This window comes from Streptomyces sp. NPDC033270, assembly GCF_055576575.1.
On sequence record NZ_JBVIRA010000007.1, the window covers coordinates 256,788 to 268,833 of the forward strand.

Here is a 12,046-nt window from a genome sequence, read left to right on the forward strand (position 1 = left end):
TTGACGGCCGGGGCCCGCCCCCACCGGCCTGCCTTCCCACCCACCCACGGGAGGGGACAGACCGTAGGACGGAGTCCGTAGGGCTGTCACCGCAGCCGACAAGCAAACGCCCGCCGCAGGCGCAACGGCGCGAAAGCAGACGAGTCGGCGGCAGCAAAGCGCAGCGGAGGGGCCCGCCGCAGGCGCAACGGCGAAAAACCACCACGGCGGGACAGCCGACAACGTGGGAAGCCAGCCCAAACGCAGTGGACTTCAGCGCGCGATGTCGCCGTAGCCCGAGATCTCCTGCGGCCCGCGCGCCCCGGGGCCGACGTAGCGGGCCGAGGGGCGGACGAGCCGGCCGGTCCGCTTCTGCTCCAGGATGTGCGCGCTCCAGCCGGCCGTCCGCGCGCAGGTGAACATGGAGGTGAACATGTGCGCCGGGACCTCGGCGAAGTCCAGGACGATGGCCGCCCAGAACTCGACGTTGGTGGCCAGCACCCGATCCGGGCGGCGGTTGTGCAGCTCCTCCAGGGCGGCCTTCTCCAGCGCCTCGGCGACCTCGAAGCGGGGCGCGGCCAGCTCCCTGGCGGTGCGCCGCAGCACCCGCGCACGCGGGTCCTCCGCGCGGTAGACGCGGTGGCCGAAGCCCATCAGCCGCTCGCCCTTGTCCAGCGCCTTGCGGACGTAGGCACCGGCGTCGCCGGTCCGCTCGATCTCCTCGATCATGCCCAGGACCCGGGAGGGCGCGCCGCCGTGCAGCGGACCGGACATCGCGCCGACCGCGCCGGAGAGCGCCGCCGCCACATCCGCTCCGGTGGAGGCGATGACCCGGGCGGTGAAGGTGGAGGCGTTCATGCCGTGTTCGGCGGCCGAGGTCCAGTAGGCGTCGACGGCCTTGACGTGCTTGGGGTCGGGCTCACCGCGCCAGCGCTTCATGAAGCGCTCCACGACGGTCTCCGCCTTGTCGATCTCCCTCTGCGGCACCATCGGCAGGCCCTGCCCGCGCGCCGACTGGGCGACGTAGGACAGCGCCATGACCGCCGCGCGGGCGAGGTTGTCGCGGGCGGTCGCCTCGTCGATGTCCAGCAGCGGTTTCAGGCCCCATACGGGCGCGAGCATGGCGAGCGCCGACTGCACGTCGACCCGGATGTCTCCGGAGTGCACCGGGATCGGAAACGGCTCGGCGGGCGGCAGACCGGGGTTGAACGCCCCGTCGACCAGCAGTCCCCAGACGTTCCCGAACGACACGTGCCCGACGAGGTCTTCGATGTCGACCCCGCGGTAGCGGAGCGCGCCGCCCTCCTTATCCGGTTCGGCGATCTCCGTCTCGAACGCGACGATTCCCTCGAGTCCGGGTACGAAGTCGGACATCAGGCGGCTCCTCAAGCTGGGGACGGCATACGGCCTGTGACCGGCTGCCGTGCGGTCGAGTCTGGTGTGCGGCGCCGGCGCGGTTACGCGGCTGCGCGGGCAGCTCGCGGTCCGTACCGGTCACCCCGGTGATGCCCCGCCAGGGCGTGGGCCACGCGAGGGTCCTGCCCGCGGTGGGTCGGGGCCGCGGGCGGGCGGGGTCGGTGCGGTGCTCTTGCGGTCAGGCCGTGTGGTCAGGGCGTGTGGTGCGTCCCCTCGGGCCGGACGGAACACGATAGCTCCCCCTGTCCGGGGGCCACAGTGCGCCGAGCCATGATTTTGTCGGGTCCCTCACCTGCGGGGAAGCGTGAGATCCGGCACATCGGTCGATTGGCCGACGGGAGGGTTACGGCTGGTCGACGAGGGGCAGACTTCCGCCCCTCCCACCTGACCGCGCCCGCGGCGATGCTGCAAGATGAGGCCGTGCACCCAGCCGACGCGCCTCACGCCGACACCCCCGATCCCTCCACCATGCGTGCGCACTACCGCGCCGAGGGACTCGCCGAGTCCGATCTCGCCGCCAGCCCTTACGACCAGTTCGCGCGCTGGTTCAAGGACGCGACGGTGGCCGGTCTGCACGAGCCGAACGCCATGGTCGTCTCGACGGCGGACGCCGCCGGCCGGCCGAGCTCGCGGACCGTGCTGCTCAAGGCGTTCGACGACCGCGGCTTTGTGTTCTTCACCAACTATCACAGCCGAAAAGGCCGTGAGCTGGCCGAAAACCCTCATATCTCCCTGGTGTTTCCCTGGCATCCGCTCTCCCGCCAGGTCGTGGTGACCGGCACCGCGGAGCGCATCGGCCGGGACGAGACCGCCGCCTACTTCCGCACCCGCCCGCACGGCTCCCAGCTGGGCGCCTGGGCCAGCGACCAGTCGGCCCCGGTCGCCTCGCGCGAGGAACTGGAGCGCGCCTACGAGGAATTGGCGGCCCGCTACCCCGAGGGCGAGCAGGTGCCCGCGCCGCCGCATTGGGGCGGCTACCGGATCGCGGCCGAAACGATCGAATTCTGGCAGGGCCGGCTGAACCGGCTCCACGACCGGCTCCGATACGTTCGCGAGGCCGAGATCGAGACCGAGACCGAGGCCGGGACGGAGGCCGGAACCGAGGCCGGCGGCGTGACCTGGAGGGTGGAGCGCCTGGCGCCGTAAGGCGGGGCTCGGACCCTTGCGGGCCCCCGGCCCTTGAGCCGAACCGAACCCGGCCGTACAGCCGAACCCGAACCCGGCCGTACAGCCACACCCTCACCCGCCGGTACAAACGCGGGTGACCCGCGCAAAAACGCAGGCGACCCGCGGGCTGCTCCTCCGCGCTCGGTGGCGCGAAGGGCCGGTCGGACGAACCGACAGCCCGCGGGTCGGGTGACTGCTGGGAATTGGCCGGCTGCGCATCTGCAGTATGCGCTGGTCCGGCGCTGCACTTCGGTGAAGCGACGGGCCGCTAGCCCGCAGCCACCTCACGCGTCCGGTGCGAAATCATTGGCCGAACCACCTCCCTTCTCGTGTGCTCCACACATTAGGAAGCGCTCCGGCACGGCACAACCAAATTTTTCCGGGAGCAACGATTTCCGCGAATCGGCTGTGGGGTGTGTCACGTTCCAGTTGAATGTTCCCAGGTGGAGCACGTGCGGCCGCGTTCGTGAGGGGTGCCAGTGTCTGCATCGTCGGCTTCTTCCGGTCTGTCCGGCTCCTCGGCCTCGGCGCGCTGCGCCGCCGACGAGACCGAGGACTCCGGCCTGCTCGCCGCGCTCCTGGACGGCATGGACGCCGCCCTGGTCGCCTTCTCGGCGGACGGCACGGTCACCCACTGGAACCACGAGGCCGAGCACATCCTGGGCTGGACCGCCGCGGAGGCCGTCGGCCGTACGGGCCTGACCGGCTGGGCCGTCCGCAAGGAGGACGCCGACGGCGTCGACGCCGCGCTCACGGCCGCGATGCGCTCCCCGGGCCGGCAGGTCCATGAGTTCGCCCTGCTGGCCAAGGACGGCCACCGCGTTCTCGTCCGCACCCAGTCCTCCGCCGTCCGCGACCCCGGCGGCCGGGTCTCCGGCGCGTACTGCGCCTTCAGCGAGGTGCACACGCAGATCGACCTGGAGCGGTCCATCGCGCTCAGCGAGGCGCTCTTCGAGGACGCGTCGTGGGGTGTGGTGCTGGTCGACGCCGATCTGCGGCCCGCCGTCGTCAACGCGCACGCCGCCCGCATCCTGGGCGTGGGGCGAACAGCCCTGCTGGGGCGCCCGCTGGCCGAGCTGCTGGCGCAGGGCGTCGAGGAGCTGGAGTGCGCCCTGCAGCACGTCCTCGCCGAGGGCGCGCCGCCGGCCGCCGCCGAGCTGTGGGTGACGCTGCGCTCCGAGGAGGCAGAACTGCCGCGCCGGTGCTGGCGCAGCGGCTTCGTCCGGCTGGCCTCGCCGCTCGCGGAGGAGCCGGTGCCGCTGGGCGTCGCCTGGCTCTTCCAGGACATCACGGAGGCCAAGCGCACCGAACAGGAGAACTCCCTGCTGCGCTTCCGGGCCCATCAGCTCCACCGCGCCGGCCGGGCGGCCGCGGAGTGCCCGGACCCGGCCGAGGCCGCCGCGGTCCACCTCGACTTCGCCCTGGCGGGCTTCGCCGACCACGGCCTGGTCGACCTCGCCACGAAGCCCGCTCCGGCGCCGTACGGGGTGGTCTCCGGGGACGACACGTACGAGGCCCGTGAGGCGGACGACGGGGACGGAAGCTACGAGGGGGCGGGCGCGGCCTGCGCTCTCGTGCGGACGCTGTCCTCCCCGGCCGGTTCGCCCGGCCCCTCGGAGGCGTCCTCGGCGACCGGCATCCCCGTGCCGTATGTGCGGGGCCACCCGGCGTTCCAGGCGTACGAGCGCCGCGGCTCGGTGCGCAGCAGCGCCGGCTCCGCTCCGGCGGAGGGCTGGGCGGCCGCCCGTAACTGGCCGGACGGCACCGTGCACGGCCTGTGCGCTGTGCTGCGCAGCCGCGGTCGCACACTCGGCGTCGTGACGTTCCTGCGCTCGCCCGCCCGCCGCCCCTTCGACCGCGCGGACGCGGACTACGCGGAGGAGGTCGCGGCCCGCATCGCCGCCTCCTTGGACCTGTCGGGCGCGGCGTCAACCTGACGAGACGAGATGAGACGAGGCGAGGCTGGGCGAGACGGGGCGAGACGGGGCGGGCGAGGCGAGACCGCGCCGCGCCGCCAGTGGTCGCCTTGCCGGTGACGCCGCGGGCTGCCCGTCACGCCGGGGCCTGCCGGTCACGCAGCGATCAGCCAAGCACCCTACGGTCTGCCGCTCCCGCAGTGGTCTGCCGGTCACCCTGCGGTTGCCGGTTCTGCTGTGGCCTGCTGGTCACGCAGTGGTCCCGCCGGTCCCGCTGTGGTCTCCCGGTGCCCGCTGTGGGCCGGTCCCGCTGTGCTCCCGGTGCCCGCTGTGGTGCCGGTCCGGCTGTGGTCTGCCGGTCCCGCTGTGGTGGCTGTGGCGCTCGTCCCGCAGCGTGCCAGCGGGACGACCACCTGGCTTTGCGGCCCCTCACCCGCCTCCGCGGGAATGCCACCCCGCCCCGCCACGTTGTGGCCCCGCAGGGGGCCCTCGCGTCCCCTACGGGATCTGTTCGCCCGCCCCCTAGGCGTCCCCGCCCCCCCCACACGCCGCACCCCCCGCCCCCCGCCCCTCACTCCCGGTAGAAGATCCGGTCCGCGTACTCGCTCATCACCCGGGCGTTCCAGTCGTGCCCGCCGTCGACGTTGCCGGAGCGCAGCAGCGGCGGGTCGATGCCCCGCTCGGTGAGGGTGCCGGCGGCGGTCGCCACCACGGCCTGCATGATCGCGCTGGTGACCACCGTGGAGGCGGGGGCGAACGGCGCGTCGATGCCGGGCAGCGTCAGCTCCGCGTCACCGACCGGGATCCGGCTGTCCAGGACGAGGTCGCAGTGGTCCTTGAGGAAGCTGCCGGAGGTGTGCCGCGACTTGGTCGCCTCCGCGTACGCCACCGACGTCACGCCGATGACCTTGATGCCCAGGGCCCGCGCGTTCATCGCCATCTCGACGGGCAGCGCGTTGCGCCCGGACAGCGAGATGATCACCAGTACGTCGCCCGGCCGCAGCGGGCTGGTGTCCAGGACGGCCGCGGCCAGCCCGTCGACCCGTTCCAGCGCGCTGCCGAGCGTCGCGGGCCGTACGTCGACACCGACGACGCCCGGCACGGACAGCAGATTCATGACCGCCAGACCGCCCGCGCGGTAGACCGTGTCCTGTGCGGGGAGCGAGGAGTGGCCGGCACCGAAGGAGAAGACGCGGCCGCCCGCCGCGACGGTGTCCGCGATCAGCCGCCCGGCGGCGGCGATCCGCTCGCCCTCCTCGTCGCGGACCCGTTGCAGCAGGTCGATCGCGGCGTCGAAGTACTGTCCGGCCAGCCGGTCGCTCCGGTCGCTGTCAGCCATTGCCGCGGGCCCCTCTCGTCGGATCGCGTCGGATCTCGTCGTATCTGATCAGTGGCGCGGATCACGTTGCGGTCTGGACCAGTGCCCTGTCAATACGGCCCGGCGGGGTCCGCTCCGCGGACGACGAGGCACCGTTGTCAGCGGGATGCGTCAGAATTGAGTCCAGGGCCACCGCACCACACATCAAGGGGCACGCATGTCCGGATTGATCGACACCACGGAGATGTATCTCCGCACCATCCTCGAACTCGAAGAGGAAGGTGTGGTCCCCATGCGCGCCCGCATCGCGGAGCGGCTCGAACAGAGCGGCCCGACGGTGAGCCAGACGGTCGCGCGCATGGAGCGAGACGGGCTGCTGACGGTCGCGGGCGACCGGCATCTGGAGCTGACGGAGGAGGGCCGGCGGCTGGCGACCCGGGTGATGCGCAAGCACCGCCTCGCCGAGTGCCTGCTCGTCGACGTCATCGGGCTCGAATGGGAGCAGGTCCACGCCGAGGCGTGCCGCTGGGAGCATGTGATGAGCGAGGCGGTCGAGCGCCGCGTCGTGGAGCTGCTGCGGCATCCGACGGAGTCGCCCTACGGCAACCCCATCCCGGGCCTTGAGGAGCTGGGTGAGAAGGCCGAGGCCGATCCGTTCCTGGACGCGGGCATGGTGAGCCTGATGGATCTGGACGCCGGTGCCGACGGCAAGACGGCCGTGGTGCGCCGCATCGGTGAGCCGATCCAGGCGGACGCCCAGCTGATGTACACCCTCCGGCGGGCCGGCGTGCAGCCGGGCGCGGTGGTGAGCGTGACGGAGTCGCCGGCCGGTGTGCTGGTCGGCAGCAGCGGCGAGGCGGCCGAGCTGGACTCCGAGATCGCCTCGCACGTCTTCGTCGCCAAGCGCTGAAGCCGTGTGCTGACCGCGGCTTGCCGCGAGCGTTTTCTTTCTTTTCGCACTCTCTCCGAGTGCCCCTCACGAGCCCGCTGAGCTGCGCCGACGCGCCGCTGAGCGGGCTCGGTAAGTCCTTGCGCGTTGAACGGACTTGTGCGAATCCGTGCGATACGGCCGCTCTCGTGTCACGCTGACGCATGGCCATGCGTCGGCCTGTCCTTGCCAGGGAGGGGGCTCGGATGCATCCACTGAATCGGGCGACGGTCAGGGCCCCGGCGCTGCGAGCAGCCGGGGCCCTGCCTCCCCATGTCCCCCACCCAAGACCCGGAGCCCCGAGCTCTCAGGGTCTTCCCCCACGGGCCCCCTTCCCGGTAGGGCCCGCCTCCCGGCAGATGTCTCCCCGTGGTGAGCGCGGCCAATCCTTGAGCGAGGTCACTCGAACGAGGGGTGTTCTGCGCGGGAGCGGTGCGTTCGAATAGGGGTTCGATAGTGTGGAGCTGGCCAAGGGACGACTGGGGGTGCCAGGGCACATGGTGCGGCGCATCGATGTGACGGGGACCGGCGGCGTACGACTCGCCGCCTGGGAATTCACCGACCCGCCCAAGACCGGTGGCGGGCTGGAAGGCGGCGAGCACCGTCCGGGCGTGCTGCTGCTCCATGGCCTGATGGGGCGCGCCGCGCATTGGGCGGACACCGCCCGGCGGCTGAGCGCCCGTCACCGCCCGGTCGCCCTGGACCAGCGTGGGCACGGCCGCAGCGAGAAGCCCGCCGACGGGCCGTACGACCGTGCGGCGTATGTCGAGGACGCCATCGCGGCCGTCGAGCAGCTGGGCCTCGCTCCGGTCGCCCTGGTCGGGCATGCCATGGGGGCCCTGACGGCGTGGCAGTTAGCGGCCCGGCGCCCGGATCTGGTCAGTGCGCTGGTCATCTGCGATATGCGGGCGTCCGCGCTGGGGGCGGCCTCGCAGCGCGAGTGGACCGAGTGGTTCCGTTCCTGGCCGGTGCCGTTCGCCACGCTTGCGGACGTCCGCAAGTGGTTCGGCGAGGACGACCCGACCCTGGAGCGGCCGCGGCCGGCCCGTGGTGAGTTCTTCGCCGAGGTGATGGCCGAGCGCGCCGACGGGTGGCGACCGGTCTTCTCCCGCCGGCAGATGCTCACCGCTCGTGAGACCTGGGTCCATGACGCCCATTGGGACGAGCTCGCCCAGGTGCCGTGCCCGGCCCTGGTCATCCGCGGCCTCGATGCCGAACTGGGCCGCGCCGAAGCCCAGGAGATGGTCCGTGTCCTGCCCAGGGGCGCCTACGCCGAAATCCCCGAGGCGGGCCATCTGCTCCCCTGGGAACAGCCCGACGCCTGGTGCGACGCCATCGAACCGTTCCTCCATACGGCGACGATGCCGAGCTGAGAGGTGCGGAGCGGGGCGGGACAGGTCGGGGCGGGGCGGGGCCGGCGCGCGGCGGATGCCGGGCGTGCCGCGGGCTCTTCGGCAGCCGCGGCCCGGCGATATGACGACACGTCGGCTGAGGTTGTCTCCGCCACCTGAACGCTTCCGCCGCCCGCCCGAACGCTTCTGCCGACCGAGTGGTTCGGCCGCCTGAGCGCCCGAGCCGACTCGGCCGCCGCGGCCGGAGCCTTGGCCGTGAGGGCAGCGTGCGGCTCAAGCTCCCTTGGCCCAGCGTCCGGGTGAATCCCTCAGTCCAGCGTGCGGGTGAAGTCGCCGCGCTGGACGCGGCCGGCGAGCGAGTCGTCCGCGCCGCTGAGCAGGGAGCCGTAGCCGGTGGCGGCCCAGAGGCTGTCCTCGGTGGGGACCTCGAAGTACGGGACGGGCCGGCCGTCCCGCCGGTCGGTGAGCACCTCCGGGGCGCGTCGGGTGCGTACGGCGCGCAGGCAGGTCTCGCAGGCGGCCACCCGCAGTTGCTCACGGCGGCCCAGGGGCCGCCAGGGTATGCGGCGGACGGCGGGTCCGTGCAGCGGGTGGAAGAAGCACAGGGGCAGCGTGACGGGGGCCTTGGTAAGCGCCGCGCGGCCCTCGGCGATCAGGGCGAACACCCCCGCCAGATCGACGGTTCCGCGCGCCCGGTCCAGGACCGTGCCGGCCGCGGCATAGGCGTCCAGGGCCCGTTCGAGGGCCGCCGGTTCGCCCTGCGCGGCCCGCGCCTCCTCGCCCAGCCGGACGACTTCCTCCGTCGCGCGGTCGCGCAGCCCGGCCTCGTCGGCCTTCCGCGCGGCGGCGAAGACCGAACGCGGCATCGCGAACGGCGTCGAGAGGTCGCGCAGTCGGGCCCGCCGCCGCAGCAGCAGCCCCGCCGCGGCCAGTAGCAGCACCGGCCCGACGACGAGGGACAGGGTCCGTAGGAGCGGGGACCCGTGCGCGGCCGACGGGGCCGTCGCCTTGTCCGCGCCGGCCGTCTTGTGCGGTGTGGGCGCCGGGGTGCCCAGGCTCTGGGCGGTGGCCTTCTCGTACACCGCGTCGCCGTTGCCGGCCTTGATGATGCTGATCGCGCGGGCGATGCGCTGGGCCGGCCCCGCGCCCTTCATGTCGTCCTGGAAGAAGACCGCGTCGGCGGCGTGCGATGCCTGATGGGCGCCCTCGGGCCATTCGCGGGCGGAGATGTCGCCGGGGAGGTCCCCGAGCGTGATCAGGATCGACGGGCCGCCGCCCATCCGGTCGTGGACCACCTCGGCGAGCCGGTCCGGCTTGCCGCCCCAGCTGTCGCCCTCGACCAGCGGCACCAGCGCGACCCGGATCGGCAGGCCGGTCCGCTCGATCTGGTCGACCAGCTTGCGCTGCTGGTCGGCGTCGACGGCCGTGGAGAGGGACGGATCGACATGGACCGGCGAGCGGCGCAGCGCATCGGCGATCTTCTGCCCCGGGCTCTTTCCGCCCGGACTCCCGTCGGCGGCCGCACCGGGCGCCGCCGCGGCGAACAGCAGCGCCACGGACGAGGCGCCGAGGCCGAGGACGGTCCGCAGCCGGCGGGCCGCGGCGCGCCGGGGGCCGAGGCGGTGGGTGGGGTCAGTGCACACCGAAGTACTCCCGTACATCGCGGGTGAGTTGATCGATTCCGGCGCCGTCGCCGAGCGCGGCCAGCGGTCCGGGGAGGGTGGGGTACGGGGCGGACGATCCGCGCCCGGCGCTGCCCGAGGAGCGCAGCCGCAGCACCGGGCCGGGCGTCGCCCGGCACGCCTCGCACACCGGTAGCGACCGGGCCCGGCCGCCGCCGTCCGGCCGTATCTGTGCGCCCTTGCGGGCCGCGCCGTGCAGCGGGTTGCGATGGCAGGCGTGCTGTGCGGCGGACGGTTCCTCGATGGCGGTGCGGCCGGCGCGGGCCAGCACGACGGCGCAGGCGAGCGCGGTGGGGGTGGCGTCGGCGTCGATCCGGCTGTCGCTGTCGCCGTCGATCAGCAGGGCGGCGGCGTCCAGGCACTCCCACGCCCGGCGCCGGTCGTCCTCGGGCAGGGCGGCGGCCGGCTCCAGGGCGGCGGTGAGGGCGTCGAGTTCCTGCCGGGCGGTGCGCCGCAGCCACGACAGCGACGGCTGGTGCGGTGCCTGGGCCGGGCCCTGGTCGCCGTCCGTCGCCCGCACCCGGCGGGTGGTCGCGCGGGCGATGCCGCACCCCGCGGCCACCAGTGCGAGGAGCAGGCCGGCGGCGAAGGCGCCGACGAGCAGACCGGGTGCGAAGTCCCCGGCGAACAGGCCGGGCAGCGCCTGCTCCTCGGCGGGGTCGGCGGCCGGCGGCGGGACGTAGGGGGCGTTGCCCGTGCTGTCCTTGGGGGACTTGGCGAGGTACGTCAGCAGCCGGTCCAGGCGGCGGCCGAGCTCGGGGTCGGTGGATTCGGGGTACGACAGGTCGCGCGGGCGGTCGAGGAGGTACATGTCGTTCACGCGGGTGCCGTAGTTGACGACCTCGATGCCGCCGGACACCGGCTCGGCGAGCACGATGAGCAGGTCGCGGCGCAGCCGGTCGTGCAGCGACTTGGCCAGCAGCTCCTTGTCGCCACCGGACTCGTCGTCGGTGCTGCTGGGCACGGAGGCGATCACCACCGGAAGGTCCAGCGCGCGCAGCCGCTTGCGGAGGCGGTCGCGTTCGGCGGTGTCCAGCGCGGGCGTGCTCTCCGGGTCGAGGTAGAGCGGGTCGCGGCGCAGCCCGTCGGCGACCCGGTCGAGACGCGCGCGCAGGTCGGCGGCCGTCGGGCGGGAGCCGTCGCCGCTGGTGGTGCCGTCGAAGACCTGCGACGCGGTGAAGGCGATCAGGCCGGCCAGCACCACGGCCCCCGCCAGCAGGGACAGCAACCGCGCCCGCGGAACCGGCCCGGGGCCGCCGGCCGACCCCTTGCCGGGGCTCCCTTGCTTCCCGGCGCCACCCTTCTTCCCCGGGCGCGCCTTCGCGCCGCCGGGCTTCGCCCCGCCGCCCGCCTTCGTCCCGCCGCGCCCCGCCGGTGCACCCCCGGCCGCCGCGCGGCGCACCCGCCGCCGGCGCAGCGCGTACCACGTGATCAGCAGAGCCGTCAGCGGGATGCCGGTGACCGCGGCACCGGTCACAAAGCTCTGGTTCTCGCGGTCGGTGCGGCTGATGTGCAGGGCGGGCGGTTCGTCCGACCCGTCCCCGTACTTGGCGCGCGCCTTCTCGGCGCGCTGAGGCGCCTGCCCGGAGGTGGCCACCTCGACGAAGTGCCGGAAGACCTCGCGGGGGGTGGCGTCGTACGGCAGCTCGTACAGCGTCGCGGTGTCCGCGTCCTGGACACCCGGCAGGCTCACACCGTAGGTCTGCACCGCGTCCAGACCGGAGTCGGTCAGGGCGACATACAGGCCCTTGCGCCCCAGCCGGTCATGGACACCGGCGAGCAGGGCGTCGGCCTTCGCGCCGTAGGCGGAGCTCGGCAGCACGATCACGTACGTGGGCACGCCCAGCCGCCGGGCCTCGCGGGCGAACTCGGGCGCGGACGAGCGAGGGACGGCGAGCGGGATCTGGTCGCTGATGTAGACCGGGCTCTTCCGCAGCTGTTCGGCGAGGTACGCGGTCTGCGTGGGCTGGTCGGGTCCGGCCGGCGCCGCCTGCACGGCGCCGGCGCACAGCAGCACCGCCAGCCAGCCCGTCACCAGCACGATTCCGGCGCGCATCACCGCCCCCACCCCCGTTTGTCCCCCGTCGTCGCCACGACCTCGTCGCTGTCGTCGCCACGACGCTACCCCCCGCGCGCATCGGCCGGCGCGGCCTGTGGACAACCTCACGGCGCGGCCGCACCGGCCCGTTGGGCCTAGGTCGTGTCCGCAAAGTCCCGCCTGGCCTGCGACGCCTGGCACGCACGCTCGCTGCGTTGTCGGGATCGTCCACGTAGACCCACTACGAGGA

8 protein-coding genes are annotated in these 12,046 nt (G+C 73.6%); 4 read left to right on the plus strand and 4 right to left on the minus strand.

Features of this window, described 5'->3' with window-relative positions; all coding sequences use genetic code 11:
* Positions 1-252 precede the first annotated feature (252 nt).
* Complete coding sequence (locus ACZ5XZ_RS13895; RefSeq protein ID WP_468977456.1) at positions 253-1,353, minus strand: citrate synthase 2; 1,101 nt, start codon at positions 1,351-1,353, stop codon at positions 253-255.
* 510 nt (positions 1,354-1,863) lie between these two features.
* Here ACZ5XZ_RS13895 and pdxH point away from each other — a divergent pair.
* A complete protein-coding gene (gene pdxH, locus ACZ5XZ_RS13900; RefSeq protein WP_468977501.1) occupies positions 1,864-2,541 on the plus strand; it encodes a pyridoxamine 5'-phosphate oxidase in 678 nt (225 codons plus the stop codon).
* Positions 2,542-3,068: 527 nt separating this feature from the next.
* Positions 3,069-4,499 (plus strand): PAS domain-containing protein, encoded by a 1,431-nt coding sequence (locus tag ACZ5XZ_RS13905; RefSeq protein ID WP_468977503.1) that lies wholly within the window; start codon positions 3,069-3,071, stop codon positions 4,497-4,499.
* Positions 4,500-5,049: 550 nt separating this feature from the next.
* Here ACZ5XZ_RS13905 and ACZ5XZ_RS13910 read toward each other — a convergent pair.
* Positions 5,050-5,817 (minus strand): SIS domain-containing protein, encoded by a 768-nt coding sequence (locus tag ACZ5XZ_RS13910; protein WP_468977458.1) that lies wholly within the window; start codon positions 5,815-5,817, stop codon positions 5,050-5,052.
* A gap of 196 nt (positions 5,818-6,013) precedes the next feature.
* On the opposite strand from ACZ5XZ_RS13910, the gene ACZ5XZ_RS13915 reads away from it, so the two are divergent.
* Together ACZ5XZ_RS13915 and ACZ5XZ_RS13920 are read left to right on the plus strand one after the other, a co-directional pair.
* Positions 6,014-6,706 carry a metal-dependent transcriptional regulator gene (locus ACZ5XZ_RS13915; RefSeq protein WP_238574840.1) on the plus strand — a complete coding sequence of 231 codons (693 nt, stop codon included), beginning with the start codon at positions 6,014-6,016 and terminating at the stop codon, positions 6,704-6,706.
* A gap of 515 nt (positions 6,707-7,221) precedes the next feature.
* Positions 7,222-8,097 carry an alpha/beta fold hydrolase gene (locus tag ACZ5XZ_RS13920; protein WP_468977460.1) on the plus strand — a complete coding sequence of 292 codons (876 nt, stop codon included), beginning with the start codon at positions 7,222-7,224 and terminating at the stop codon, positions 8,095-8,097.
* A 287-nt stretch (positions 8,098-8,384) separates the two neighbouring features.
* Here the strand turns inward: ACZ5XZ_RS13920 and ACZ5XZ_RS13925 are convergent, their stop codons facing one another.
* Positions 8,385-9,719: a hypothetical protein gene (locus tag ACZ5XZ_RS13925; RefSeq protein WP_468977462.1), complete on the minus strand. Its 1,335-nt coding sequence runs from the start codon at positions 9,717-9,719 to the stop codon at positions 8,385-8,387.
* The gene (locus ACZ5XZ_RS13930) at positions 9,709-11,814 is read right to left on the minus strand and encodes a hypothetical protein (protein ID WP_468977464.1); all 2,106 of its coding nucleotides are present in this window, start codon (positions 11,812-11,814) and stop codon (positions 9,709-9,711) included. The genes ACZ5XZ_RS13925 and ACZ5XZ_RS13930 overlap by 11 nt, the downstream gene beginning before the upstream one ends.
* Positions 11,815-12,046: the final 232 nt, after the last annotated feature.

Bases quoted from the DNA above. Each gene is read 5' to 3' on its own strand.
- ACZ5XZ_RS13895 (WP_468977456.1), bottom strand. From the start codon at position 1,353: ATGTCCGACTTCGTACCCGGACTCGAGGGAATCGTCGCGTTCGAGACG.
- pdxH (WP_468977501.1), top strand. From the start codon at position 1,864: ATGCGTGCGCACTACCGCGCCGAGGGACTCGCCGAGTCCGATCTCGCC.
- ACZ5XZ_RS13910 (WP_468977458.1), bottom strand. From the start codon at position 5,817: ATGGCTGACAGCGACCGGAGCGACCGGCTGGCCGGACAGTACTTCGAC.
- ACZ5XZ_RS13915 (WP_238574840.1), top strand. From the start codon at position 6,014: ATGTCCGGATTGATCGACACCACGGAGATGTATCTCCGCACCATCCTC.
- ACZ5XZ_RS13920 (WP_468977460.1), top strand. From the start codon at position 7,222: ATGGTGCGGCGCATCGATGTGACGGGGACCGGCGGCGTACGACTCGCC.
- ACZ5XZ_RS13930 (WP_468977464.1), bottom strand. From the start codon at position 11,814: ATGCGCGCCGGAATCGTGCTGGTGACGGGCTGGCTGGCGGTGCTGCTG.